Raw genomic sequence first — 26,874 nt, 5'->3', positions numbered from 1 at the left:
CAGGCGCGGCCTAGCCCGCGAATTTAACGTCGTGCGGGAAAACGAATTGTGGTCTTTCGATTCTTTGCGGTAATGTGAGTATATGAATGTGATCCGCCTGATTGCTGGCCGAGTTGCCCTGTTTTTCTGCGCGGTTCTGTGTGCATCTCCGCTACTTGCTTCGGACCGTGTCGCGTTGATGATCGGCAATTCGGACTATGCATCGCCGGATATGTCGCTGCGCAACCCCGGCAATGATGTCTCCGCCTTGAGCGACGCGTTAAAGGAGCTGGGTTTTACCGTCATTCAGGCCTTAAACCAGAAAGCCGCCGCCATGGAACGCGCGGTGGATCAATTCGGTATCGCGGCGCAAGGGGCGGAAATGGCCGTGTTCTTTTATGCCGGGCACGGGGTGCAAATCGGTGGGGCGAATTACCTGATCGGCACCGATTTCCAAGGGTCAGATCTCGGCTCGCTGCAGCGCAGTTCGATGACGCTGGACCGGGTGCGGGACGTGATGGCCAAGGCAGGGCCGGATGTTGGCATCCTGCTGTTGGACGCCTGCCGCAATAATCCGTTTTCGGATAGCGGGTTAGTGGAACAAGGGCTGGTCCGAATGCGCGGCGGCGCTGGTCTGTTGATCGCCTATGCCACGGATCCCGGCAATGTGGCCTATGACGGCGAAGGTCAGAACAGCGTGTTCACCTCGGGGCTTTTGGACCATATCTCAACCCCTGATCTGGACGTTCGACTGATGCTGGGTCGGGTCCGCCAACAAGTGGTTCTCGAGACGGAAGGGCGCCAGATCCCTTGGGTTGAGGAATCGGTTCTGGACGAACATAGCTTTGCGCCGGGCTTGCCGGGCAGCACGCCCCAAGACGACATCGCTGCCGATCTGGAACATTGGAGGCAGATCGCCTCGAGTTCAGACAAACGGGCGTTCGAAACCTATTTGCAGACCTTTCCAGACGGATTGTTCGCAACTTTCGCGCACGAGAAACTATCGGGGCTGGACGGTGCGACACCTCTTATTGCCGCTCCAATCCCCACCACAATGACCGAGGCAGACCCCGAGCAACTTGCCTCGGCCCTGATGGCTTTGGGGCATTTGACTGACCCGCTGACCCGTGATCTTGGCCCGGCGTTAGACAGGTACCGGCAGGGACTGCCAATGCCTGAAAACGCTTCGGCCGCGCAATTGTTCGAGGATGCGGCGCAAGTCTCGGTTTTTCTGGCAGCCACAACGATGCAACGGCTGCGCACTGATATCGTGGCCTTGCGCAGCGTCGAACGCACACTGACCATTGCCGAGGATGCCCTGCGCCAAATCGAAGATATTGCCCGCTCAGATGACAGCGCTCTGCCCGTTTTGCAACAGGCGCGAAACGATATCTACGACATCTACCGTTCACGCGGGATCATCCTGCGGCGGCTGGACCAAAGTCGCAGCTACTACGACGAGGTGCTACGCCGCGCCGTCGTGTTTTTCCCGCCCGACATAAATATTTCGATTGTAAGTGCCGCGTCGGAGTCGCGTGATCTGAATTTTGCCGACGCGCAATTGCGTCGGGATGCGGCGCTGTTCCTCCGGCATGTGTCGCAAGCAGATGATAGCAGAAAAGGAAGTTACCAATGGCTGGCCGATTTTATCCCACCCGAATAGGCGCAGGTCTTGTTACACTGTCTCTGGTCCTGTCGGCTTGCGGCGACAGCAGCCAGACTTCGGCCCCGGCGACAGCGCCAACTGGGTCAACGCAGGCCGAGGCAGATCTGGTCAAACAGGCCGCTGCCATGCAAAAGACCATCCTTCAGGGTGCAGTCGCCGGAGGTGTGATTGGCGGCGGGATCGGCTTTGGGCTGGGTGGTAGCGACGATGCGGGAAGCGGGATTTCCATCGGTTTGGGGGCTGGCGCGCTTGCCGGCACCTATGTGGCCTTTGTTCAGCGCAACTATGCCGGCCGCGAGGCGCGACTGCGCCAGATCCGAGAAGATCTGGACCGCAATGCCGCCGAGATGCAGACAACGCTGACTGTAATGAACCAGGTACTGGCCGCGCAGAAAGCTGAATTGGACGCGCTGAACGCCAGCATCGCTGCGGGCAAGGCGGACCCGGCGCTGATCGAAAAAGAACTGGCTGAAGCCAACGGCAACCTTACCCAGATGGAATTGGCCATAGACGGTGCCACCAAACGACAGTCCGAGTTCACCGAGGCTCGAACGCTGACAATTGCCCGTGGTCAGACGGCATCGCCCATTGATGCAGACCTGACAGCTCTGTCGAACCAGATCACCCAGATGCGCGGGATCGCAAGCGATCTGGCGTCGTCGTTGTAATGGGGGACAGAATGATGCGCTTTGCCGCCCTTCCCTGCCTTGTGCTGGCCGCATGCCAGACCACGACCGACCCGGCGGATGGAGGGTTCTTTGCCGGGGTTTCGGGCATTGCCACCGGAGCCTATGACGACCGGATCGCCGCCGCCGAGGGTGACGTTGCATCGGCGCAGGCTCGAAATGATGCGTTGGCCGCGCAAATTCGCACGTCCGAAACAGAATTGGCCCAGCTAAAACTGAAAATACTGCAACAGCGGGATGCGATTGGAGGAGGTGACGCGGCAACAGCCGCACGCATTGACCGCGTCCTGAACGACGCCCCCGGCGGTGCAACGCCAGATGCCCGGCTTGCAGCCCTGCAAAAGAGCATCGCGGATGCACGCGCGCTCAGCGCTGATCTGGCGAAATTGTCGGGCTAGGACCCTAGCCCTGACATCCGCCCAATGCCCATCGGCGTAGGTTAACCTTCAGACCGCCGCCAAATGGGTGCTGTTTGGCGACATTCCCGGCCTCGGGGCGATTGACATAGGTCTGGGCCTGATTGCACAGGTCCTCGGGCGTCCATTGGTGGCAGTTCGAGCAAGACTGGTCTTTCCACAGCTCATCCGGCAACCCTTCGATCGGGGGAAACAGTGGCGCGCCTGCCACCAGCTGATTGATCGTCTGTCCGCGCACATGGTCGTTTCCGAAATCCAATATCGAGTCCAAAGTCATCGGGGTATCGCCCGATGGCGCGATTTCTGACACCTCGGCCTCTGGCTCGGTCTTGCGGGTGACGTTTTCCTCGCCGTACTGCAAGGCAGCAAGACGCTCAGCGGCTTTGCCTGAAAATGCCCCCTCGGGGAAGCTCTGCAAATAGACCTCATAGGCGTGGACCGTGTCATCAGCTAGCGCCAGTTCATACATGAGGCGTTCAGTTTCGTTCGCCTCGACCACTTTTTGCGCCGGCACTTTTGGTTGCGGCACGGTGCCGAAGGATTCGGCCAGTACGGTTTGCAACAGCTCGCTGGCCTCGTCAGCATGAATACTGTCTGGATAGGCGCGCATGAACAGCATGATTTGCACCGGATCACGGTTTGTGATCGCTTCCTGCCACAGCTCATCTTCGCTCTGGGTTTGAACGATGGGCGTTTGAGTTTCGGGTGAGAACGCGAAATCCTGCGTCAGCGACGAAGTATCCCACGGCGTTTGCAGCCCTCGGGTCTGTTCCAGCACATCCACGCGGACTTTCTTGAACAATTGTTCGATGGCCATCCCCGGTGTTTCGATATGGCTCGCCAAACTCAGCGTGAAGGGGCTGTTGCCCTTTTCACCGTCCAGCGCGACGCCGCCGGGGTCAGTGGCATAGGCCAGAAACGTGCCCGTGGGAGCCTTCATCTCAGCCAAACCGTTGTCATCCATATCGGCGAGATTTTCGAACGGGTTGTTCCGGCAGGCATCCAGAATGACGATATTTGTTTTGTTATGCGCCGAGGCCATCTGGTGCAGGACCGAGCGCGCCTCGACCGCCATCAAATCCAGATCGGCGGGATCGCTCAGCGAGATATCAACCGGCAACAAGTAGTTCGACCCAAACGACTGCACTCCGTGACCCGCGTAGTAGAACAGACCCACCGCATTCTCGCCCCCCTGTCGCAGATCGCGGCCAAACTGGGCAATGGCACGCTTCATCTCGATCTGGGAACTATCGGTCAGGTTACGAACCTCGAACCCCAGCTCGGTCAACTTGCCGGAAATCAGCGTCGCGTCATTGACCGGATTGTCCAGCGGCGACACCGAGCCATAGGCCGAATTTCCGATCACCAGCGCAATGCGGGGCTCGGCCCAGGCGAGGCTGGTCCATACCAGGCTGATTATCGCAATCAGAGGGTAGAAAATGCGAAACACATCGGATCCTTTATCGCCGTTCTTTTATCACACCCGTGACGCCGTAGCATCATGCCAATCTGAATATATCTAAATCTATCGTTTGACTTTATTGTGGCCATCGCCTGACATATCCCGGATTGGCGATCAAGCATAGGAAGAGGGTCACACATGCCGCGTTCAAACCTGATGCGAAGCTTTTTTGCCATAGCCAGCCTTATGCTGGCCAACGCGACATGGGCGCAAAGCGCTGATCCGTTTGAACACGGCTGGACGCTGGATGGTGCCGCGTCCGAGTTGCAATTCCTGTCGGTCAAGAAAAGCTCGGTCGCGGAGAATAGCGGGTTTGCCAGCCTGTCAGGCGTGATCGGCCCGGACGGTGCCGCCGAGATCCGGGTACAGATGGACAGCGTGGATACCAAGATCGACCTGCGCAACGTGCGGATGCGGTTTTTGTTCTTTGAAACCTTCAAGTACCCCGAGGCCATCATCACCGCCCAGCTTCCGCCCGAAAAGCTGGTCGACCTGCATCAGGCGCGGCACAAGATCATCGACCTTCCCTATTCTCTGTCGCTACACGGTGTGACCAAGGATGGCGTCGCGCAGGTCGCCATCACTTTGGTCGACAATGACCGCGTGGCGGTGGCCAATACCACGCCGATTGCCATCGCCCTGCCCGATTTCAACCTCGAAGAGGGTCGCGGCAAGCTGCAAGAGGCCGCGGGCGTCGACATCCTGCCCTTTGGCTTTGTCAGCTTTGGGTTTGTGTTCGACCGCGCCCAGGCGGGCACCCCGCCGCAATTGATCACGGCTGCGGCCACCCCCGGCGCTGCGGCGCTTGAGACCAAGGGTGATCTGGACCGCGAGGCTTGCGAAGGCCGGATGGAGATCCTGTCCCGCACCGGCAATATCTATTTCAACTCGGGCAGCGCGCGCTTGTCCGACGCCTCGATCCCGCTGCTAACCAACCTGCATGACATCGTGAACCGCTGCCCGGACCTGACGATCGAGATCGGTGGGCACACGGATAGTGATGGATCAGATGCGGCCAACCGGGTGCTCAGCGAACGGCGGGCGCAGGCGGTGAATGCCTATCTGGTCGATCAGGGGATTGCGCCGGAACGTCTTGTAACCGTGGGCTATGGCGAAAGCCGCCCCGTGACCTCGAACGACACGGCAGAGGGCAAACGCCGCAACCGCCGGATCGAATTTGTGCCGGTGAACTAGAGGCGTCAGTTCGCCGCCAGGATGATCGGATCGAACCCGCCGCTGCGCCATTGTTGCAGGGCCGAGATGAAATTCGGCCCCGGCACACCGTCGATGGTGCTGTTGTAGTAGCCAGCCTTTTGCAACAGTTTCTGCACTTCCATCACCGTCTCGCGCGTCCACTGGTCCGAGGCCAGCGACAGTTGGTTCATGATCGCCCCGTCATCCTCAGCCGCGCCACGCAGCAACATGCGCGCGGCCTCAAGCGGATCGCGGGGCACGCCGCGCCCTTCGTCCAGCAGGATCGCCGCTGCCAAATAGCCCTGATATTCGCCTTCACGTGCAGCGCGCTGGAAATAGCCAAGTGCCTGATCGGGCGAACCTGTAATTCCATCCTGCGCCAGAACGCCCAGATTGAAAGTCGCCTTGGCTGACCCCCCATTCGCTGCCTGTTGCAACAGCGCGATTGCGCGCGCTTCGTCCTTGGGGACGATCTGACCTTCAAACAGAGTTACGGCAAGATTGATCATCGCATCAAAGCTGCCCCCTTGGGCGGCTTGTTCATACAAAGATAGCGCTTTGGCTTGATCCTGCGACACGCCTGTGCCGCCCTCATGCAGCTGTGCCAGCGAGACCATGGCCCGCAGGTCCCCGGCTTCGGCCGCTTGCTTGTAAAGCGTTACCGCCCGATCCACGTCACCGGCGGCAATCGTCGCTCGCGCCAACAGTGCCACATAATGCGTCAAATCAGGCGTTTGCGCCGCTGCAGCGCTGCACGCCTGAATGGCCGTCAGGGCATTTTCCTGAAGACGGCTAAAGGGCACGCCGGGGATGCTGGCCGTGCGGTCGCGTGGATGCGTTGCCAGACGTTCGCAGATACCGCCGGGTGTGCTGTCCTCGGGGCGCGGGATGGATGCGATCAGACGCTGCGCCTGTGCCGCATGGGCACCGTCGGGATATTGCTCAAGGTAGAACTCCAGCAGCGGGCGCATCCGGCTGCGCTGCGCCAGCTTCCACAGACGCTCAGCCTGTTCGTCTTTGTCCTCGACAGCCACCGCGCGGGTCAGTGTCTGCCCCTGCCCGGCCCGGTCCAAAAAGGCCACAACCTCATTCACATGTGCGCCCTGCGGATAGCGATCCATATAGAGCTGCATCAGGGACGCATCCTGCGCATTGGCGGCAACCTGCCACAGCAGCGTCTCCTCAGACGCAGTCACGGGGCTGTTGTCGAACCGGAACTGCCGCGTCAGGGATGAGTTGTCCCACGGAATCTGACGTCCCCCTGTCGAGGCCAGCACGTCCTTGCGCACCGAGATCATCAGGTCCGAAATGTCCTGACCCGGCGTATAGATATGGCTCAGCAGCGCTTCGGTGAAAAAGCTGTTCCGGCCAGTGCCGTCATAGGCCACGTTGTCCGGCTGCGTCGCATAGGCAAACATGAAATCCGCCGCGCTGCCGACTCGTGCCAACCCCTCGCCGCCTACCTCCAAACCCGTTCCTTCGAACGGGTTGTCGCGGCAGGCATCCAGAAACACCAGACGGATGCCGTCCGAGCGTTCCATTCGGTTGACGAACTCCTCCATCTGGATGGTCTGTTCAGGGATATCTTCGGGCTTGGTGATCTGCGCATCGACGGGCACAAGGTAATTGCGCCCATTCACCTGAAACCCGTGCCCGGCGTAGAACAACAGCGATACATCGGAATCCGCAGCAGTCGTGCCATAGGACTCTGCCAGCGACAGCATCTCATCCCGAGTCAGGTCGGTGCCCAGAAACACCTCGAACCCCAGCCCTTCCAGCGCGATTGCCAGATCCGAGGCATCGTTGATCGGGTTGTCCAGCGGGCTGACCGACACGTAATCGGAATTGCCGATGATCAGCGCAACTCGCTTATCCGCCAGCACCATGGTTGCGCTGAACAACATCAGGATAAGCGCTGCGAAGCAACGTTTCAGAGACACAGGTCCACTCTCCGACGTATCAAAGCCCGATGGCGCGGGTCAGTCCGATTTCCGCTTGACCGACCGCAGCCACAATCGTTTCTACCTGCTGGTTCTGAACGATGGCAAGCTCGGGATCGGTTGCTCTTATCAACGTGATGGCCTTGCGGATCTCACGTTGGGCCTGACGGATCTGCCGACGGGCCTGTTGAACGGCCTCGCGGCGGATGGCGTTGCGCTCTTCGGCGGTAGTGGCCAGCGACAGGCGGCGATTGGCTTCGTCACCAGCCTCGCGGATACCCGCGCTGGCACCGCGAATGATGTCACCCACCGACTCCAGACCCGGCGGCAGGCCTTTCACGATACCGTCCAGCTCAGAGGCATAGTCGTCCATTGCCTCGGCTAAGCAGGCCAGATACTCGCTGACGTTGTCACCGCTGCTTGCGCAAGAGGCGATCTCTCCTCCAAATTCCTGCGAGGCATTGTCAACCGTTCCAAGCGCGGTTTCGGCCTCGGTCACGGTTGTCACGGCAGTCCCACCTCCGCCGCCGCCGCCGGTAATGGTTGTGTCAACGGTTGGCGTCACCTCGACCTCGGGCGTTGGCGGCACCGGGATTGGGTCGATAACGGTAACGACCGCGCCGGGAAGGGAGGCCACCTGATAGCCAACATCTGCAGCACTGGACAGGAAGTCCGTCGTCAGGAAGAAGAAGGTCTCACCCCCTTCGGTTTCGAAAAACTCCAGCCCCTGGAACACGGTCGAGGTGTCCAGTGAATCTGACTCGGGGCCAAACAGGTAAACCGAGGGGCCGCCATTGATCGTGCCGGTGGTGAAGTTTGGTGGCTCTTCGCCATCCAGTACCGCGATATTATCGGGGATAGCGAACACCACCGGCGAGGTGGTGTAATTCGCGGGGCCGACTTCGCCAACACCGGGTGCCCATGTATTGGTGAAATCCCACCCCGCAGCCGAGGCGATGGCAAAGAAGGTTTCCGTATCACGCAACTGGAACGTGGTCAGACCGGTCCCACCGGCGCTGGTTGCCTGACCCGAGTTTTCCGTATCCCAGAACGAGGCTGAAACCGACCCGGTGTTGATGCCGACCAGCCCTCCGAGCGAGGGGAAATCGCTGCCGGAAAAGTCGACAAACCCGTCGGAATAGCTGCGTATGACCGAACCACCATTGTTGAACCCGACCAGCCCGCCGACCGCTACCGTGTTGGCAGGTCCCGAGAACTGGCTGGTGCCATCGACATTCGAGTTCGAATAGGAATCCACCACGGTGCCCGAGTTCTCACCCACCAGGCCGCCCATAATGAAGTCGCCGAAGCCAACTCCCAATACCGGGCCGACACTGTGCGAACGCCGGATCGTGCCCGAGTTCTCGCCAACCAAACCGCCTGCAACGACGAAATCGGCCTCGATCTGTTCGACCGAAACGGTCGCGGTCGAGAAACTGTCGACAATCGTGCCGCCGTTGTTGATGCCGACCAGGCCACCTGACACGTCGTCACTGCCGTTGAACCGCCCCGAGACGCTGACGGCTGAGATTGTGCCGGTGTTTTCACCGGCCAGAATGCCGCCGCCTTGCGCTGTCACGTTGGCGTTGCGGATGCTCAGGTTGCGCACGGTGCCATTCAAAGTACCAAACAGACCGCCGAATACGAAATCGTTGTTTACAAAAAGGTTGTCGATGTTGAACCGATTGCCTTCAAGCGTGCCTGAAAAGTCGGCAGGCACAAAGCCGAAGGACCAGCTGGACGTGGGCGATGCGTCGATGTCGTTGGCCAGTGCAAAGGACTGGCTGGAGCCGTTCAGGCCCTGCAACCCGTAGACATCGGTCAACTGAAACGGATTCGCGCCAGATCCGTTGCCGCCCGTGGCGCGCAGGAATGTGGCGTTGGGCGAGACGATGAAATCCCCCGCGAAAAAGCTGGGCAATGTGGCCGAGACCTGGTCCCAGAAACCAGCCACCAGGTTGAACGTGGCCACATTGATGCTACCGCCCGGGCCGGTGGTGATCCGGCCAACGCCGTCAACCGCTCCCATTGCGTTCAACAGCAACCCTCCGCTGACCGCGTTGATCGCTCCATTGATCGTGATCATGTTATCCGCGACCAGGAACAACGTATTGGCCGCCATCCAGTCGATATCGGCGTTTATCGTAATATTACCCGCATCCGACCCGGCCATCGACGTTGTCAGAAACACATCCGCAGATTCAAGCTGGGCTTCCAGGCCCGCTTCGGTCAACGTGCCCGGGATCGTTATGTTCACCGGATCAATCAACAGTTCGCCGGTTTCCCCGTTCGCGGCGCGAAGGTCGGTAAAACCCCGATAAACCAGATCGGTCTGGCCCGAGACCTCGACAAAGCCGCCATCGCCCGAAATATCCCCACCACGGGCCGAAATCTGGCCATGGAATTCGGTCAGATCGTCGGACCAGATGATCACGCGGCCGCCATTGCCCTCATCCCCGCCATCGGCCGAGATCGTCGTACCCGCATCTACAAAGGTGGTCTGCGCGGTGGGAAGCGTGCCGCCGCCTTGGAAATCGCCGCCGACCAGAATGGTGCCGCCATCGCCACCCCCGGCCCCGTCGGCGGTCAACGTGGCACCCGCCAATGTGATCGCTTCGCCGGTTATGGTGATTGATCCCCCACGCACTTTAGGCCGTAGCGAGGTTGCCACCAGCGTTTCCTGCGCCGAAGTGTCAATTCGGCCGCTGACCTGAACCGCACCGCCGCTGCCGCCAAGCACAACAGCGCCGGACACGCCACCCACTGATTGCGCCTCGATCACACCGGACATGTTGATCACCTGACGCGCCGCATCGCGGGCGCTGGCTGCCTTGAGGTGGACGGATCCGCCATTGGCCTCGATCCGGCCGGAATTGGTAACCAGCGCCTCCATCATCGCGTCATCGCTGTCCGAGGGCACAGCAACCTGCAAAAAGCCGTCGCCGGAAATATCCAGCGTCACCTGCTCACCCGCGCCAAGCCCGACCTTGCCCAGCGGCACCCGGATCAGACCCGAGTTCGAGACCTTGCCGCCGATCAGCGCCGCATAGCCGCCCGGTACGATCGAGATCGTGCCTGCGTTTTCCACCGCCGCCGAGGCTCCGTTTCCGGCAAAATTGTTGCGCCCGTTCAGGAAGTCTTCATCAGTTATGTTCAAGGTCGAGGCCACAAAGCCGCCCGCGTTGACCGCACCATTCGGACCGATGAAAATCCCGTTGGGGTTGACCAGGAACACCTGCCCATTGGCATTCAACTGGCCAAGGATTTCACTGGTCGTGTCGCCCGTCACCCGGTTCAGGATTACACTCTGCTGTCCGGGTTGGAAGATATTTACCGTTGAATCGGCACCAATTGAAAAGCCATTCCAGTTAACAATGGCCGAGTTCGACCCTTGCGAAATGTCCAACTGCGTGCTGCTGGGCTGCGTGATCGTCACGGTGCCAGCTGCCACGGTCCCACCAGTTGGCAACGATTGCGCCAGCGCCGTCGTGCCCCACAGCGCCGCCGTCGCCGACAAGATCGCACACCGCAGCATGCTGTTGCGGTACTTAGAACCTACGACTAGCAACAATACTGAAGCGGTTTTCGTCTTCCCCCAGGTCATCGCGTTCACCCCTCCCATATTCAACTCGTAACGATCCCGACTTGTAGGTCGAGTCTTCAATCGTAATCAGATCAGCCCCAATCCCGTAGGAATAGGCCGTAGTTGTGCTTTGTTCTAGAATCGTTGGCTCTTCAATACCCAATTCGCCATAGGCGCCAAACAGATAAGGCTTTAGAATCAGAGGAAAACCCGCCACTTCGACACGCTGGGACCGTCCGACCTCGGACCTAACCACCCAACCATCATCACCGCGCAGGGACCCCGCGTCAAAGGTCGACAGTTCGCTGGTGCCTGCAATGCTGAACTGTTCCGACGTCACCAGTGCATCGCCAAAGCTCGTCTGTATCCGACCGTTCACATTAAGCGACCAGTTGGCGCTCAGGGGACGCTGATACTGCCCCGACAAAACCAGTTTTGTAAACTCGGGTTCGGCATTCTGCCGCGAAAACGGGGTTTCGCCCGGCCCGACCGAGGTCCGCGCCCCGAGAATATCCAAACCGCGTGACAGCACCACACCACCGCGCAGGAAGCCACCATTGTCATAGGCGCGTGTGGCATCCAACGTCGCGCGCAACACGCTAATATCGTCGTCAAAGATCGGAATTTCGAACGGGCCGATCAGCAGATCCTGCGTGTCGCTGATCCGATCAAGGATCAATTGCGACGACAGGTTAAGCTGCCGGGAGCGGATCCAAGGATAAAACAGACGTAGCGAAAACCGTTCGAATTCGCTTTCATTCGGCAGAAAATCGGTGTCGGGCTGCGCTGTGCTCGACGTGACCTCGGCGTTGATCGTCAGGCCATTGTAGCCTATGGGGAACACTGCACCCGCCGCCAGAATTCGATATTCGGCATCGTCCGAAAAGAACCGTGTGGGCGAGCCGCCGAGGTTGAAATAGAATGTCTCACCCAGGTCCAGAAGGCCGTTGAACTCCAGCCCAAGGCTCAGGTTCACGGGGCCAAGATCATCGGACAAGGTGTTGTCGAACCCGTAAGAGCCAGTGAATTGTTTGAACTCACCATCCAGTGTCAGAACGGTGCCACCATTGGCCTGACCCGCCGACAGGGTCGAGGCCAACCGGATGCCGAACGTGTCCCCCGCCAAAAGCAAGGCTCGTTCGATTTGTTGTAGCTTAATGCCGCGTTTTCCGATCAGCGGCTCGGTAATTTTGACGACCCGATCGCGCACCCTTTCGGGCACTTTCGAAGCGTCGATGCGTTCGACAAACCCGTCAACCACGACGATCCGAAGCGTCCCGCCGTCGCGCAAGGTCTGTTGCGGCAGAACGACCCGGCTAAGGACAAACCCCGCATTGTTATAAGCACTTTCCAGACGATTGGTTGCAGCAAAGATCTCGGACGCGGGAACACGTTTGCCGGAAAGGCGCGCGATAAAGGCATCATTTGCGGCCTCCATCTGCGGCAGCGCACCTTCGATCTCGACCCTACCAACAGTCACAAACAGCCGGTCTGCACCTTCGGGGACCGGGGCACCGGGATCGCGTGCAACGGTAACGGGCCCGGTATTGCGTTGATTTTGCGGCTGAAACGTAGATGGCGCAAGGTTCGATGCGCTTTGTGCTAGCGCCTTATCAGAAAGCGCAAGAATACCAACGGTCACGAATACAAATATCATGCTGAGACGTGGAATTCGCGTGATCGTCCGATACATAGATCTTGGCATTCGCTACCCTTGCTGAAATCGTGAAACAGTACCTAGAAAAGCCCAGCCCCCAGGCCAAAGCAAGATTGTATTTCCCACCACCGGATACCCGTTTGGATTGCGGCTATACATATCTCAGTTGATTCTATGGTTGTCCGTGTCCCAGTTCACAATACCGTGTGCAACACACAAAATTATAAAAGTCCTTGTTCCAGCCACTCTTCAATCTTGTTGCGGCTGACCTCGAAATGCATCGAATCCTCGCGCCCCCAGGCCGCGCCCCAGACCCAGCCCTCCTGCCGGAAGAAATCAGCCAGAATGGTCAGGCCCAGCTGGGTTTTCCCGTCACCCAGCGTATCCAGAACCCCGTCGACGTTCAGGTCGACAGCCAGACCATAGGCATGCGCCGAGGCCGACGATGTCGCTCCGCGCACCCTACGCACACAAAGCGACCCGGCCGTGTTGATACGATCATAAAGATCGGGGTCGGTTCGGCGGATATTGTCGAACACCGTGCGCAGAGATTCGATCGCGGGTTTCAGCATGCGCACACGAACCGGCCCGACCTCTTCCAGCACCAAATTCTCTTCAAGACGCGGATTGGTCATGGATTGGCAACTATCCGTCAGGTCTTCGCGCGGGAGTCCAAACGTCTCTTTCAGAAAGGATGAACTGGCAAGTTGCAGATCCTGATTGACGTTGTTGCGGTCGGCAATCAGCACGACCTGCGCATAGGCATCAATAATCTCGTTGGGGGTTGAGCTGTCATAGCCATAATCATCCGCTCCATCAGCCCCCTGCAACGGTGCCGCCGCCCCGCTTTGCGCGCGCGAAATTTCAAGCGAGAGCCGTTCGATTTCCGCGCGCATATCCTCGACTTGCTGGCTGAGCATCTCGATTTCGATCCGTGCGCCTGAATCGATGGCAGGCCCTTCGAAATTGTCATCAATTGGAACGATCAGCGGGAAGACATACCAGATGACCGGAGCAAGGATGATCGCGACCCCAAGAATGATCGCTGGAACAATGCGCATCTGCCTTATTTTCCTGTTTTGTCGTGCCTGTCGCACCAAACCTAAAAGCCACCGGTCGAGTTGTCACGCATTTGCCTGCGTTTCTGCCCCCTATATGTGACATTCTTCATTGCCGCGTCCCTGAGGCACGGATACTCTTGCCGTCAAACAGGGAAGGACTTTGGTAATGATTGCATTCTCGCCTAGGAAATGTATCGCGGTGCCGTTTGTGGCGCTGATTTGTTCGGCGCAGGTTGTGTTGGCGCAGAGCACTGAATTGACGGAAGACGAGATCACCGACGCGTTCAACAAGCAAAAGACGCGTGGGCTGGTCATCGTGCCGTCCAACACCGATACCGCCTCCTCAGCGGTCGAGGAAACCACCGTAGCCGCAGCGCCTGCGGAATATCAGCCTGTTGCGGCCGAAGATCAGGTCAATATTCAGGTCCGGTTTGATTTCGCCTCTGCCGCGCTGCGCGACGACGAAAAGCCGAAGCTGTCGGCGCTGTGTAACGCGATGAAAAACGTGGATGTGAGCGTCTTCCAGATCATCGGTCACACCGACAGCGCCGGGTCTGCGGATTACAACCAGAACCTGTCGCTGCTGCGCGCGAAAGAGGTCAAACGTTTCCTGGTCAGCGATTGCGGCATCGCCGACGAACGGCTTGAGGTGCTGGGCGTGGGTGAGGCCGAGCCGCTGAATAAATCCGATCCGCGCGCAGACGAAAACCGTCGCGTCGAATTCCAGGCCCTCGGCTGAATCCGTAGCCTCTGAAGACAAAAGAATAACGAGGGCAGCATGACTGAATCCCGCGCAGGCGATCTGTTTCAGCCGGGCGATCTGGTGAACAACACATATCGGATCGAGGCGATCCTTGGGCGGGGCGGAACCTCGGATGTCTACCGGGCGCGTTCGGAAATTTCGGGGCGCTTGGCGGCGCTCAAGGTGCTGAAAGCCGAGTTCTCCAGCAATGACGACTATCTGGTCCTGCTGACCCGCGAGGAAGAAATCCGCGACATCCGCCATGACGCAGTGGTGCGGTATTCCGAAAACAACCGTACCGCCGACGGACATGTCTATCTGGTGATGGACTACGTCGATGGGCCGGGGCTGGACCGGAAACTGGCCGATGGCCCCATGCCGGCAGACGATATTCTGACCATCTGCAAACGCGTCTGCGAAGGGCTTGAGGCCGCGCATGCGCGCAACATCGTCCACCGTGACCTGAGCCCGGACAACATCATCCTGCGTGACGGTGATCCGGCACAGGCGGTAATCATCGACTTTGGCATCGCCAAGGACACCAACCCCGGTGCCGAAACCATCGTGGGCGGAGAGTTCGCGGGCAAATACGCCTATGCCGCGCCCGAGCAGCTGTCGGGCAAGACCGATCAGCGCACCGATATCTACTCGCTAGGCGCGCTGCTGCTGGCAAACTTCCGGGGCGAAAAGGCCAATTCCGGGCGTAACCTGTTGGAGGTTGTGGAAAGCAAAAAGCAACCGCTGGACACTGCAGATGTACCCGAACCTCTGAAAACCGTGCTGGACAAGATGACCGCGCCGGAGCCCGATGACCGGTATCAATCAGCCAGCGAAGTTTTGAAGGCGCTGTCCTCGACCCGGTCGGGACAGGTGCAAGCCCCCCCTGCTGACACCGATGACGACGCGACGATCATCGTTCCCAAAAGCAAACCAGCTGCCTCTACCCCGCCTGAACCCGCCGCGGCCGCGCCATCAGCGCCACCCGCCAAAGCGCCCGAGAAATCACGCACCGGGCTGGTTGCTGCCCTTGGCGCGCTGGTCATTGTCGGCGGTGGTGCCGGTGCCTATTTCAGCGGCGCATTCGACAGCTTTACCGGGCCCCAATATCCCGTGGCCGCACCTTATACGCTGGTGGCGGACAAGCGCGAGGGCCTGCCGCCGCGCGCCGTCGGCTTTGTGCCCTCGGAAGACACTCGTGATGCCATGACCCGCGAGATCACCGATCAAGGTGGGACGGTTGATTTGACGCTCGCGTCCGGGGATATCTCGGAAAGCTGGGGCGCTGCGGTCAGCGACGTCATCGACACAGTGATGGAGCTGGATGAATGGCGGCTGGTCGTGAATGGAAACGACGCTCAATTGACAGGGCAAACCACGGATCAGGCGCTGCATGACAAGCTGGAACAGCTTTACTCGGCTGGCTTGCCCGCCGGACTGCAAGGCACTGTCGAGCTGGAACTTGAGCCGCTGTTCCTGTCCGCCACAGATATCCGACCGATCCTGGCCGGTCTAGCCGATTGCGGCGCGCTAAAGCTGGAGAATGCCCCCACTGCCGGATACGGCCCCGAGACCCCGGTTCGGGTCATTGGCACCTTGGCCTCGCAAGACAGCCTGACCGGCCTGGACACTGCCCTGACAGCTTTGGTCGGAGCGCGACCGATAGATCTGGGCGGCGTGAATGTATTGAACCCGACTCTTTGCCTGATCGAGAATTTCCTGCCAACAGCACCCACCAGCGATATCTCAATAGCGTTCTATAACGGTGAACAGAACGACGCCCCCAATCCGACCGGAGACTACGTTGTCGGCCAGAACCCAGTGATCGACGTAGACCTGCCGCAGGATGTGCAAGACGGGTTCCTGTCTGTCTCGGTGCTGGATGTGTCGGGCAATGTGTTCCACCTGCTGCCCAATGTCACGCGTCAGGAAAATGGTATCGCCGCGCTGCGGGATGGGGAAAGTGGGCCATTGTCAGTGCGCGTGGCTTATTCCATTCCGGAAAGTCAGGAAAACGGCGGCATTGCCTTTCAGGTCGATGATAGCACCTTGGGCAAAAGCAAGGTGATCGTGCTGCATACCGACAATCAACTGTTCGACACGCTGCGCCCAACCACAGAATCCGCTGCCGGATATGCCGAGGCGCTGCGCGAACAGGATCGTAATGTGGAAACGCGGATTTTGTCGCTGGACAGCCGTATCCTGACCACCCTCGCGCAATAGCGCGGGGTTCAGGGAATATCGACCACGATCACCGAGATATTGTCAGCCCCGCCCCCGTCCAGCGCGATCTGTATTAACTGATCCGCGACGGTTTCGATCGGCATCTCAGACAGAGCCTTTTCCAGCATCGGGAATGTCGCGTATTTGCTCAGCCCGTCCGAGCAGATCAGGAACCGGTCGCCCGGCTGAACCTCGCCCCGGATCTTGTCCAGTTCCAGCACATCCCCGACCCCGACCGCTCGGATAATGGCGTTGGACTGCGGATGCTGCTCGGCCTCGTCCCAGCTCATCTGTCCGGCCAGCACCAGTTCGGCAACGACCGAGTGATCGGTGGTCAGCATTTGAATCTGGTTGTCCCGCAGCAGGTAGATGCGACTGTCGCCCGCCCATAGCCCGACGAAATGGCCATTGGCCAGCATCATGCAGGCCACGGTGGTGCCAATGGTCTTGCCGCCGCGCGCCTCGGCCTCGTGCACAATCGCGGCATGGGCCTGTTGTAGCACATCGCGCAACGCGACCAGACGGTCCGCGGGTGGCAGGCCCGGCGGGATTGCGGCCACCATATCGACCACCAAACGACTGGCAAAATCGCCACCCTCGTGGCCCCCCATACCATCGGCGACCAACCACAGGCTTTCTTCGGGCAGGGCCAGAATGGCATCTTCATTGAGCTTCCGCTTGAGGCCCACATGGCTGCGGGCGCTGTACCGAACGCGGTGACTTGAATTCATATTGGCCGTGCCTCGGTCCAGACTGACGCGTGAAGATTGAATAAGCCTTGCATGTTTGCCGCTTGCGGTAAACCTTCGCAGACCATCATGCGGGGGACACCGGCGATTTCGGTGCTCCAGATTGTCGGAGTGTGATAGCGATGCGACACCAGCCCCGCCGCAAGGTCAGGCAACAGGCTGTCCGAGACCTCGCCCCGCGTCAGAACCAGCGTTTTACCCTCGGCCCGGACCGGGGATGTGGGTTCCTGCAATGGAACGGGCAGCGCCTCTAGCCCCTCGGCCAGCTTGTCGCGGGTCATGTCGTCCCCAAGCGCGGCCAGGGCCAAATCTTCGAGCTGGCGGTACACGGCATCCGCGCGGAAATGGGTCAGAATGGCCGAACCTTCGTTGGACACCCCAGCCACCAGGGTCAACGGGAAACGTCGCCCGACCCGATCCACCGAGGGCATCAGTACACCCAGCATCTTTTGCGGCCCCGCCAGCCCCGGCGCCAGACAGAACCGCCAGATCGGGGCCGACATGTAGTGGGCATCCCATGACGCGCCCAAAGCCTCAGACGTGGCCAACATGCTGTGCTGTATCCACGTGTCCCACGGCTGGACGAAATCCTGCGTCACCCCCAGTCGGAAGAAATCCCCGACCGACGGCATTTTACCAAATGCGCCAAATCCGCTGCGCTGCATCAGAACGATTTAGGGCAGCTGAATTTTTGCAGCGCCGGAAGGGCAAAGGGATTGATGACCGAGCCGGATTGCAACTGGAAGATCGCAATGCGGCCACCGACGTTGAAGATCACCTTCTTGCGGTCCGATACGTTGGTCCGTCGCACCTCGGCCGCGTCCAGCAGACGGAACCACGCCCATGGCCCGTCCTTGGACAGCACGCTTTCGATGTTGCGCTTGTCGGGCTGGAAAGTGACCCGCGCCAACCCGACCTGCCCCGGCCACGTGACCGCCATCGGCGACGGCAACCCGCCGCGATGGCGGAACTCCAGTGACTGGCCGTCAATCTCAAGCGTGACGCCCTTGGCTTTGGGGTCCAGCGCCTCGGGCATGATCTGGAACTGAATCTGCGGTTGAGGGCCGGCGGCAAAGAAAGCCTCGCGGATTTCGGCGGCGTTCTGGAATTGGGTCAGAACGGCCTGGCTGATGCCCAGATCCGCCTCGTTCACGCTGCTTTTCCAACTCCATGGGCGCGTGCGCATGTCCACGTGTTTGGCGAGGTTGTCCGTAAAAAACGTGTCGATCAGACCTTGCGGGCCGAACAACCGGCTGAAATCGCCCATCGCCACATCCGCACCTGATCTGCGGCTGAATGGATAGCGGTCAGTGACGACCTGCTCGCAGAAGGGCAGCACATTGGCCTGCCAGCGCGCATTTAGCGAGGCTCGCGTGCTGTCAGACGTGATCCCTGAAGATCCGTCGATGATCTGCACCGCCCAGCGTTCCATTGGGCCGGGAATGCGCGCGGCTTCCAACTGAAACTGCTGCAAAGCCTGCCCAGATTCACCGCCCGAGGTTCCGCTGAAGGACATCTTGTTCAGTTCCTGGTAGACACCCGTCAACGACCCCATCAACTGATCCAATTGCGAGGGCTGCCCTTCGGGCCGGTCTACAAGCTGATGCAGCCAGGCAAAGCGATCTTCGACATATTGACCCGGCTCCTGCACCGGCTCGGACACCGTCGCGCCGCTGGACTTGGCAAGCGCCTCAAGCAGAATTTGCGTCTGGACTGAGGTCGCCGACTGCAACTCGAGGCTGGCTGCGCTGGACAACCCATCGCTCAGCGCTTCGGAATTGGGCAGGACCGATCGGCTTTCTGTCAGCTTCGTCTCGTCCGAGATCGAATTCAGGATGTTGACGATAGGCGAGGTCGGCCCGGACAGCACATTGGTCACTTCGACCGCATGGCTGAGGCTTTCCATCGGTACGATGTCGATATCGCCCAGCATCGCGTCGTAGCGCGCGATATAGTCGTTGTAATACAGGTCCAGAACATCGCGGCTGAGCGCCGCCAGCGCCAGTTCGGTCTGTTCCGCCTCGCCGCGCGGACCCAGAACCCAGCTTTCCTTTTGCACCCGTTTGGCTACGCCAACTGCTTCGCCGACAAATACGTCGTTGAAACCGCGATAGGTAAAGATCCCCTCGATCCCGTCATTCAACGGTTTGCCCGAGGACCGCACCAGAACGCGCGCAACCGCTGGGCCACCGACCTCGGTGATACGCCATTCCGGCAGCGCCGTTGCGGATGGACTTGAAATGATGCCGTTATACACGCGCTGCGCCAGTGGCAGTTCGGACAGCAAGCCCTGTATCTGCTCGACCATAGGGCCGTTCAATGCGACGGCCTGCATCGGCTGGCTCAACAATGCCTCAAGATGGTCGTTCAGATCAGCGCGGAATTCCTCGCGCGAGGGGCCGGGGAAGGACACCGTCCAGTCGATATTCATCCATTCTTTGACCAGGTTCTGGTTCATAGGCCCTTGCAAACCCAACATCAGATACACCTTCAGCGCCTCGTACAGCACGTCGGGGTTGTTGATATTGGCGCTCATCTGTTCTTCAAGACGCAACAGCAGCCGCGGCAGAAGGCGCTGGTTCAGCGCCGCGCGGTAGGTCTGCGCCGCCTGCGTGCCTATCACGTCCCCCTGATACAGGCCGTAGGTCAAGCGCGTTTCAGGGTCCGGGTCGGACAGGGTCGGGTTCGCGGGCAGATCGCGCAGTGTGTTCAGCGCCTGCACTACCGGTACCAGATCGGTGTCGCCCACCGGGCTGGGCGGCAGAGTCGCGGCCGCGGCCTGATAAGCGGACACGCCTTCTTGTGCCTCAGCGATCAACTCGGAATTTCCCGAGAAGCTGCGCACCAGCAAAGCACCCACTGCCACAGCGGCAATCAGCGTCGCCGCGACCGAGGCCCATTTGGTGATCTTATAGCGTCGCTCGACCTTGTCATCGGCGCTGACCAGACCAGCCTCACGAAAAATAACCTGATCGAACAGGCGGGTCAGGAAATACGACCGCCCCGAGCCCTGCCCCGAACCAATCGCCTGACGTCCGATCCCGAAGGTGCGCGCCATGCCCAACATCAGCCGGTCAATGGGGGTGCCTTCTTGCGTGCCGGATGTGAAATAGACCCCGCGCAGCATGTGGCGATGCTGATAACGGCTGTCCTGAAACACCTCGGTCAGGAATTCATGCGCCACCTTGCGGAATGAGGCCACCTGCATCGGGAAGCCCGCAACCAAGGCGCGGCGCTGCGGGTCGGTTTCAGTCTGCATCCGCTCCAGCGATTGGGCGTTCAAACGGCCCAGAAGCAACGCGAATTCCTCATCAAAGGCGGCAACCGGGGATTGCTCAGACCGGGACTTGTCCAATGGCAAGGTAAAACCCCAAACCTGTTCACGGTCTTCCTTACCCAGATTGTCATAGAACTCGGCAAACCCGGCAATCAGGTCGGCCTTGGTGAACAGGATATAGACTGGAAAGCGCACGCCCAGTTTTTCGCGCAGCTCTTCCAGACGACGACGCACGGCCTTGGCGTGTTCTTTCTGGGTGATCTCATCCTGCAAAGACAGATCCGACAACGAGATCGCGATCATCGCCCCATTGATCGGCTGGCGCTTGCGGTATTTCTTGAGCAGCCCAAGGAACCCAATCCACGCCGCGTTATCGACCTGCGCATCGCTTTCCTGCGTCGTGTATCGCCCGGCCGTATCGATCAGAACGGCGTTTTCGGTGAACCACCAATCGCAGTTGCGCGTGCCGCCCACACCGCCAATCGCGGTTTTACCCATCTCATCAGCCAGCGGAAAGTTCAAACCGGAATTCACAATCGCCGTGGTCTTACCCGCGCCCGGTGGGCCGATCATCACGTACCACGGCAGCTCATTCAGATGCCGCCGCCCGTTCTTGGACTTGCGCAACGCGGCCATTGCGGTTTTCAACTTGCCGCGCAGTTCCGAGATTTCGCTGTCGATCATGTCGCCGCCATCGCTGACGGCCTCGGTGATCTCTTCGGTTAGCTTTTTTTCGCGCCGGCGGCGGATAAAGAAAATGGTCAGTGCGATGATCAGGAAAAATGCGTAGATCACACCGCACCAGATCAGCCGGGTGGTCATCCCGTCCAGCGGGCGCCATTCGTCCGACCCGATCAGCGGACCAAAGAAGTACAGGCACAAGGACAGCGCCGTCGCCGTAAAGAACAGCACGGTGTAGATCGACATGAAAACGAATCTGAAGAATCTACGGATGTTCATTGGGTATCCTCCTGCACCAACAGGACTTCGATCCGGCGGTTGGTGGCGCGGCCTTCACGGGTGGAATTGTCGGCGATCGGGTCACTGTCGGCCCGGCCTTCGGCGCTGAGGCGATTGGGGTCGGTCAATTCGGGCGACATCTTATTCATCACCGATTTTGCGCGCGCCAGCGACAAGGCGAGGTTGGATGGAAAGCGCGCGGACCGGATTGGTACATTGTCCGAATGTCCGGTCACGATCACCGTGCCCGGCTCAGCATTCAACGCCACGGCAACCCGGCGCACCGGCTCTTGGAATTTGTCTTGCAGACTGTCCGAGCCTGAACCGAACATGCCCGACCCCTTGATGCGGATGACCAGCGTATTGCCTTTCTCAAAGACTTCGACCAGCCCCTCATCAATCTCGGGCTGGAGGAATTCGACGACCTTCGCGATCTGAGGTTGCTGTTGCGGAGGAGGTGGCGGTGGCGGTGGCGCGCGGCGCTGCAACTCGGTCACTGGGCCCGCGTCGATCACCGACATCTGTCCCACTAGGTTTTCGGTCTTGTTCGATAAAACGTAAGACAGTCCGCTGAATTCGATCACCAGCAACAGAGCCGTCACGCCTAGCGCGATCCAGACCGGCTTCCACATGCTGAGCGCGCGGAAAGGCTTGTCCACCCCTTCCCAATGCGGGGCCAGATCACGTTCGACAGGGCCACGTTGCGCTCGGATGACCCGCGCCAAGCCCTGCCGGATTTGCAAGTGCTTATCCGGGCCGCCATGTTCGACCCGCAAGCGGCCTTCAAAGCCAAGCGACAGGCACATGTAGACGAATTCCAGCAGCTCGATATTGTTCGCAGGCTCCTGTTCCAGCCGCGCCAAAAGGTCGTAGAAACGATCCCCGCCCACCGTCTCGCGGTGGAAGGTGCCAACAAGTGATTGCGTCGCCCAACTGGACTGGCCGCCCCACGGCGTGTTCAGCACGACATCATCCAACGTAGCGCACAGTGCATAACGCGCCACCTTGACCGATTGCGCTGCGATGCCCGCCTGTAGGGCGGCATTTTCAAAGCTGCGCACCTCGGCCACCACGCTTTGGCGCAGCTTGTCAGGGTCCATGTGCTGGGCGCGGTTGCGTATACGACTGATCAGCGAAAACAAAGGCGCGGCGCAGGCGTTCAGCCGGTTCATCCCGGTTGCGGCCACCTGTTCCCCACCGCCTTGTGGCGGGCGCGACTGTGGGGCCTGCGCCGGTGGCACGCCATATCCGCCCCCATCTGCGGCAGGCTGTGGCTGTGGCGCTTCCATCGGCTCGGGGTAGCCCGCCGGTTGCTGAGGCGCGGCAGGTTGTTGCGGCATGGTCCCGGCCTGACGTCGTCCACCCGGGTTGGGGCGAATGACCGTCTTGTCTGTATCGTCCGGTTCGGCAAAAGGATCGTTGTCGGACATGATCTACCTGCTTCCTCACAGCGCCCGCATAGTCCAGTGGTCCACGCAAGCAACCCTATCAATTTGTTTCGTACCAATCAGCGGCCCGGACGGCTACTGATTGCGGATCGCCCACAGCTCCATCTGCAAGCCGGGATATTGCCCCGACACATGCACCGCGATCCCGCCCGAAGTGGTCATCTTGCTCCAATACGGGCTGGCTGCGTCCAGTTCGAAATAGACCACGCCCGAATGGTACGGGATCTGGCGCGGCGCGACCGGCAGCGGGCGCAAGGTGATGCCTGGCAGGGCCGAGTTGACCAATTGGCGGATTTCCTCAACCGGGCCGGTCTTGGCCTGACCCGCGAAGTGCCGCCGCACGTCTTCGGCGGGGATATCCGCATTAACTGCCAGCACAAATCCGGCCGAGCCGATCAGCTTGCGATCAGCAATCACACCGACGCTAATGCCGTATTTGCGCGGCTCCAACGGGATCGAGATCGCCGTCTGCTCCAGCACCGAGCTGAGATATTGGCGCAGCACTCGGATCACCGGGGCAAAGCTTTCGGTCAGGTTGTCGTGCTGGTAGGCGGGGAATTGCACTGCTTCTTTCTCGGCGCTCATGAAGGTCGCCAACTCGCCAGCTAGTGCGGCGCAAACGCGGTAGGCGTGTTCGGGATGCACGTTTTCGATATTGGCGAAATGGCGCACCAGCGGCAGGTTGCGGTTGATCACCATCAACAGAAGGAAATCCGAAATCTCCGCGGCACCCTTGGCAGGTCCGCCTTCGGACAGCCGCCCGGCCAGCGCCTGCATCCGGTGCGACAGCATTCCCTCAAGCTCGTTCATGAACCCCGCCAGTGCCGGGGCTGCGCGCACATCCAGGACCGAGGGCACAAAGCCGCGATCCAGTACAATCTCTTTGTCCGGGCGCACTTCGATGATGCGGGCAATCGGAATGGCCAGCTTGTCGGCCAGATCGTCCACCGCCAGTGCAAATTGAAGTCGCAGCTTACCAACACCCAGCGTTACCGGCTTTTTCTGCTGGCTCATCACGTCAGTGATTTCCTGCTCGGCGGGACGCAGGCGGCTGACGGATTGTTCCGCACCGCTCAGATCCACCTCGGACGCGCCTTGGCGCCGCTGCGGTACGGTCAGGTAAACAACGCAATCCTTGATCGTTTCGGGCACTTCCAAAGCGGGCGGATGATCTTCGGCCTGCGGTACGCGAAACACCTGCCCGTCCGGCGTCAGCCCTGAACAGGATTTGAGCGCTATTTGCCCGACCTTGAGCACCTCGTCATCCAGCTCAAGCGCGCTCAGCCCCCAGGCATAGGGTGTCACCCGGCGCGCAAGCCCGGCCACCAGCGCCTCGGTATACCGGTCGGCCTGCTGGAAATGGTGGGGCTGCAAAAACAACCCTTCGGTCCAAAGCACCTTGCTGTCCCAGGACAATGGCTGCCCTCCCTTGTTATTGCGCCCGATGGGGCGTTACTTCAGCTTTTCCAGCTGTTCCTTATACGCACGCGCGAATTCCCGGCTGAAGAGATCGTGAAAATCATTCTCGGCCTGATCCGAAATTTCCGCATACATCTTTTCATACACTTCCCAATATTGGGCCTTCTTACCCTTGAAAAGTGACCCAAGTTTGCCGGAGCCTTCGATTTTCCCGGCCAGCACCTCGGGGTCGAGCCGCGACAACACGCCTTTGAGCGCGGCCTCCATCCCTGTGACCATGGCGACCTCATGGGCCTTGATATCGTTCAACGCCTCGGCGGTGGCCTCCTCGGAGGCGAGGTAGCCTTTGACCCGAGGTTTCACCAACGCCTCGATCGCCTGTTCGGCGCTGATCGAAAATTTCAGCGGGTTGTTTCCGCCGGCGCTGATCATGGTCTGATCAATGCGGAATTCAGACTTGATAGAGGTACGCGTCATCAGAATTTCGCGCAGACCCGTGATCATTGCCCGTAACACGCGCCCCATCCGGCCCATCGTGGCGGGCAGATCGGCGTCGTCGATGCGCAGATCGTCCACCTCCAGCGCCTCAAGCAGGGCGCGGGCGGCGGATTGGTCCCCACTTGCCGCAGCGGGAGCAGGCGTTTCGACCACTGTGGGCTCATTTGCAGGCTCGGGCGCAGGCGCCGGAGCCACTGGTTCCGGCGGCGGAGGTGGGACCGCACGCCCGCCCGGTGTTGGCTTGGCCGGTGGAGCGGCCGGTTCCGGCGGTGGCGCAGCAAACGGGTCCGAGGAGGACGGCTCTTGCGGCGACAGGAAGTCGTCATCCCAATCGTCGGGGATCAGATTCGCGCCGCCGCCACTGCTGGGCGCTGAAAACGCATCCGTGGCCGAGGGGTTGTGCATCGGGTCGCTCGCCCCCATGCCCTGATGCGCATCCGCCGGTTTGGCAAAGAAAGGGTCATCATCGCCGAGTGGTGGCAGCAGTTCGTCCATGGGATCAGGCGTTGCGATCTGGCCCGGCCCTTTGGGGGCTTCACCACCCAGCAGGTCGTCCAGAAAATCCCCGCCCGGCGAGGACGCGTCCAGCAAATCCAGGGGATCCGGCGCGTTTTGCGACTGTCCGGGCGAGACATTGCCCTGCCGCATCGGCTGTGGGATCATCTCTTCGAACGAAGGCAGATCGGCACCGATCTCGACCACCATCTCATAACCGCCCGCCGTCAGCACATCGCCATTGTTCAGCGGCGTCGGCGTCCGACCCAAAGCAATCTTGGAATAGTTCAGAAAGGTCCCGTTGGTCGACAGGTCCACGATCACCACGTTGCCATTGTGATCCTCGATCACGAAATGGTTCTTGCTGAGCGTCCGCTCGGGGTCGGGCAAAACAAGATCATTGGCCGGACCACGCCCTACGGTCAGCGATCCCCCCTGCATCGATACAGGACGCCCGTCGCCCGGCACGACGCCGGTGGATTGGAATTTGAGCGTGACCGTCATTCTTCTGTCTTCATCCTCCGACCAGCACGGTAAATTCACCTTTGACGATGGGCCCGCCACAGGCGCATGTATCCATCACCCGCGCAGCTGGCATCTTGCCAATCAAAACCGTCGCCGAGCCTTTGATGATCGGGTGCGGAAAGGCGGGTGTGGCCATGTCAAATATTCGCGCCGCAGGCATCTTGCCCACCAACACTGTCGGGCAGCAGGGCGGCAGGATGGGCATCGGCGCAGGCACCGGCGCGGGTGGCGCAGGCGGTGGCGCCAGAAAGGTACAGGTGTGGAGATCCGCAACGCGGGCCTGAGGAAATCCCATATCTACTCCTTCGCCTCCAGCTTGCCGTTTCCACCACGGGCGATATCAAGGCCACGGTCGATCAGCAATTGCACATAGGCATCGAAGTCGCCCTCATGATAACCCATCGCGGTGACATTCATGGCAAAGGCCAGCGCCTCGGCCGCGCCAAGCGGAGCGGTCATCCCGGCAAGTTCACCTGTACCCAGTGTCCCATCGGCATAAAGCGCGCACATGGCGCAATTTATCGTCTCATCATCCGGATCGGCCAAGTCTATCGTCTGTTCGGCCTTTTCACGATTCTCGGGCGTCGGGCGAAAAACCCAAGCCTCAGACGCTGCCAGCGACGGCGTGTTGTGTTCAGGCGCCTCGCCGATATAGTCGCGCGCCGCCAGACAGGACCACCATACCCGTTCACGCGGCGGCAGAGCCACGCCCAGCAGTCGTAGCATGTCAATCGGGGCACCTTTTTCATCTAGCTCAGCCAGAACCACATCCAGAGGCGCACTGGCGGGCGCGTCCAGCTTGGTGCCCAATCGCGCATTGGCATCGGCCAGCATCCGGGCCGCGGGCATCTGGGGTGTCTTGGTCAAATTGGCAAATCGTTCGCTCATCCATCCGAC

19 protein-coding genes are annotated in these 26,874 nt (G+C 60.1%); 6 read left to right on the top strand and 13 right to left on the bottom strand.

Features of this window, described 5'->3' with window-relative positions:
- The first annotated feature begins 82 nt into the window (after positions 1 to 82).
- The 3 genes from GOV79_RS06595 to GOV79_RS06585 are packed head-to-tail and all read left to right on the top strand — an operon-like array spanning position 83 to position 2,729.
- Positions 83 to 1,642 carry a caspase family protein gene (locus tag GOV79_RS06595; RefSeq protein ID WP_170789108.1) on the top strand — a complete coding sequence of 520 codons (1,560 nt, stop codon included), beginning with the start codon at positions 83 to 85 and terminating at the stop codon, positions 1,640 to 1,642.
- Positions 1,612 to 2,313, top strand: a complete 702-nt coding sequence (locus GOV79_RS06590) for a hypothetical protein (protein WP_170789106.1) — start codon at positions 1,612 to 1,614, stop codon at positions 2,311 to 2,313. The genes GOV79_RS06595 and GOV79_RS06590 overlap by 31 nt, the downstream gene beginning before the upstream one ends.
- Positions 2,314 to 2,324: 11 nt before the next feature.
- On the top strand, positions 2,325 to 2,729 hold the full coding sequence (locus GOV79_RS06585) for a hypothetical protein (RefSeq protein WP_170789104.1): 405 nt from the start codon (positions 2,325 to 2,327) through the stop codon (positions 2,727 to 2,729).
- A 4-nt stretch (positions 2,730 to 2,733) separates the two neighbouring features.
- Here the strand turns inward: GOV79_RS06585 and GOV79_RS06580 are convergent, their stop codons facing one another.
- On the bottom strand, positions 2,734 to 4,197 hold the full coding sequence (locus GOV79_RS06580) for a caspase family protein (RefSeq protein ID WP_170789102.1): 1,464 nt from the start codon (positions 4,195 to 4,197) through the stop codon (positions 2,734 to 2,736).
- Between the two features lie 150 nt (positions 4,198 to 4,347).
- On the opposite strand from GOV79_RS06580, the gene GOV79_RS06575 reads away from it, so the two are divergent.
- The gene (locus GOV79_RS06575) at positions 4,348 to 5,403 is read left to right on the top strand and encodes an OmpA family protein (protein ID WP_170783581.1); all 1,056 of its coding nucleotides are present in this window, start codon (positions 4,348 to 4,350) and stop codon (positions 5,401 to 5,403) included.
- A gap of 5 nt (positions 5,404 to 5,408) precedes the next feature.
- Here GOV79_RS06575 and GOV79_RS06570 read toward each other — a convergent pair whose 3' ends face one another.
- The 4 genes from GOV79_RS06570 to GOV79_RS06555 all read right to left on the bottom strand — a co-directional run bounded on the left by GOV79_RS06570 (position 5,409) and on the right by GOV79_RS06555 (position 13,644).
- A complete protein-coding gene (locus tag GOV79_RS06570; RefSeq protein WP_170789100.1) occupies positions 5,409 to 7,343 on the bottom strand; it encodes a caspase family protein in 1,935 nt (644 codons plus the stop codon).
- A 19-nt stretch (positions 7,344 to 7,362) separates the two neighbouring features.
- On the bottom strand, positions 7,363 to 10,947 hold the full coding sequence (locus GOV79_RS06565) for a two-partner secretion domain-containing protein (RefSeq protein ID WP_170789098.1): 3,585 nt from the start codon (positions 10,945 to 10,947) through the stop codon (positions 7,363 to 7,365).
- Positions 10,892 to 12,568 carry a ShlB/FhaC/HecB family hemolysin secretion/activation protein gene (locus GOV79_RS06560; protein ID WP_331252112.1) on the bottom strand — a complete coding sequence of 559 codons (1,677 nt, stop codon included), beginning with the start codon at positions 12,566 to 12,568 and terminating at the stop codon, positions 10,892 to 10,894. The genes GOV79_RS06565 and GOV79_RS06560 overlap by 56 nt, the downstream gene beginning before the upstream one ends.
- A 236-nt stretch (positions 12,569 to 12,804) precedes the next feature.
- Positions 12,805 to 13,644 carry a M15 family metallopeptidase gene (locus GOV79_RS06555; RefSeq protein WP_170772271.1) on the bottom strand — a complete coding sequence of 280 codons (840 nt, stop codon included), beginning with the start codon at positions 13,642 to 13,644 and terminating at the stop codon, positions 12,805 to 12,807.
- A 166-nt stretch (positions 13,645 to 13,810) separates the two neighbouring features.
- On the opposite strand from GOV79_RS06555, the gene GOV79_RS06550 reads away from it, so the two are divergent.
- Together GOV79_RS06550 and GOV79_RS06545 are read left to right on the top strand one after the other, a co-directional pair.
- Positions 13,811 to 14,383, top strand: a complete 573-nt coding sequence (locus tag GOV79_RS06550; RefSeq protein ID WP_170789097.1) for an OmpA family protein — start codon at positions 13,811 to 13,813, stop codon at positions 14,381 to 14,383.
- 39 nt (positions 14,384 to 14,422) lie between these two features.
- A complete protein-coding gene (locus tag GOV79_RS06545; RefSeq protein WP_170789095.1) occupies positions 14,423 to 16,606 on the top strand; it encodes a serine/threonine protein kinase in 2,184 nt (727 codons plus the stop codon).
- 8 nt (positions 16,607 to 16,614) lie between these two features.
- Here GOV79_RS06545 and GOV79_RS06540 read toward each other — a convergent pair whose 3' ends face one another.
- The 8 genes from GOV79_RS06540 to GOV79_RS06505 all read right to left on the bottom strand — a co-directional run bounded on the left by GOV79_RS06540 (position 16,615) and on the right by GOV79_RS06505 (position 26,865).
- The gene (locus tag GOV79_RS06540; protein WP_170789093.1) at positions 16,615 to 17,337 is read right to left on the bottom strand and encodes a PP2C family protein-serine/threonine phosphatase; all 723 of its coding nucleotides are present in this window, start codon (positions 17,335 to 17,337) and stop codon (positions 16,615 to 16,617) included.
- Positions 17,334 to 18,020 carry a type VI secretion system-associated protein TagF gene (gene tagF, locus GOV79_RS06535; protein WP_170789091.1) on the bottom strand — a complete coding sequence of 229 codons (687 nt, stop codon included), beginning with the start codon at positions 18,018 to 18,020 and terminating at the stop codon, positions 17,334 to 17,336. The genes GOV79_RS06540 and tagF overlap by 4 nt, the downstream gene beginning before the upstream one ends.
- Positions 18,020 to 21,592: a type VI secretion system membrane subunit TssM gene (tssM, locus tag GOV79_RS06530; protein WP_170789089.1), complete on the bottom strand. Its 3,573-nt coding sequence runs from the start codon at positions 21,590 to 21,592 to the stop codon at positions 18,020 to 18,022. The genes tagF and tssM overlap by 1 nt, the downstream gene beginning before the upstream one ends.
- On the bottom strand, positions 21,589 to 23,022 hold the full coding sequence (gene tssL / locus GOV79_RS06525; protein ID WP_170789087.1) for a type VI secretion system protein TssL, long form: 1,434 nt from the start codon (positions 23,020 to 23,022) through the stop codon (positions 21,589 to 21,591). Before tssL ends, tssM begins: the two co-directional genes overlap by 4 nt.
- 93 nt (positions 23,023 to 23,115) lie before the next feature.
- Positions 23,116 to 24,456 (bottom strand): type VI secretion system baseplate subunit TssK, encoded by a 1,341-nt coding sequence (tssK, locus tag GOV79_RS06520; RefSeq protein WP_170755852.1) that lies wholly within the window; start codon positions 24,454 to 24,456, stop codon positions 23,116 to 23,118.
- Between the two features lie 36 nt (positions 24,457 to 24,492).
- The gene (gene tagH / locus GOV79_RS06515; protein ID WP_170789085.1) at positions 24,493 to 25,956 is read right to left on the bottom strand and encodes a type VI secretion system-associated FHA domain protein TagH; all 1,464 of its coding nucleotides are present in this window, start codon (positions 25,954 to 25,956) and stop codon (positions 24,493 to 24,495) included.
- Positions 25,957 to 25,966: 10 nt separating this feature from the next.
- A complete protein-coding gene (locus tag GOV79_RS06510; RefSeq protein WP_170356385.1) occupies positions 25,967 to 26,272 on the bottom strand; it encodes a PAAR domain-containing protein in 306 nt (101 codons plus the stop codon).
- 2 nt (positions 26,273 to 26,274) lie between these two features.
- Positions 26,275 to 26,865 carry a DUF6931 family protein gene (locus GOV79_RS06505; RefSeq protein WP_170772288.1) on the bottom strand — a complete coding sequence of 197 codons (591 nt, stop codon included), beginning with the start codon at positions 26,863 to 26,865 and terminating at the stop codon, positions 26,275 to 26,277.
- Between the last annotated feature and the right edge of the window lie 9 nt (positions 26,866 to 26,874).

The sequence above is a fragment of the Ruegeria lacuscaerulensis genome (assembly GCF_013034745.1).
Lineage (GTDB): Bacteria > Pseudomonadota > Alphaproteobacteria > Rhodobacterales > Rhodobacteraceae > Ruegeria > Ruegeria lacuscaerulensis_B.
Note: the sequence above shows the minus strand (reverse complement) of the source record. Positions and strands in the feature narration are given on the sequence as shown.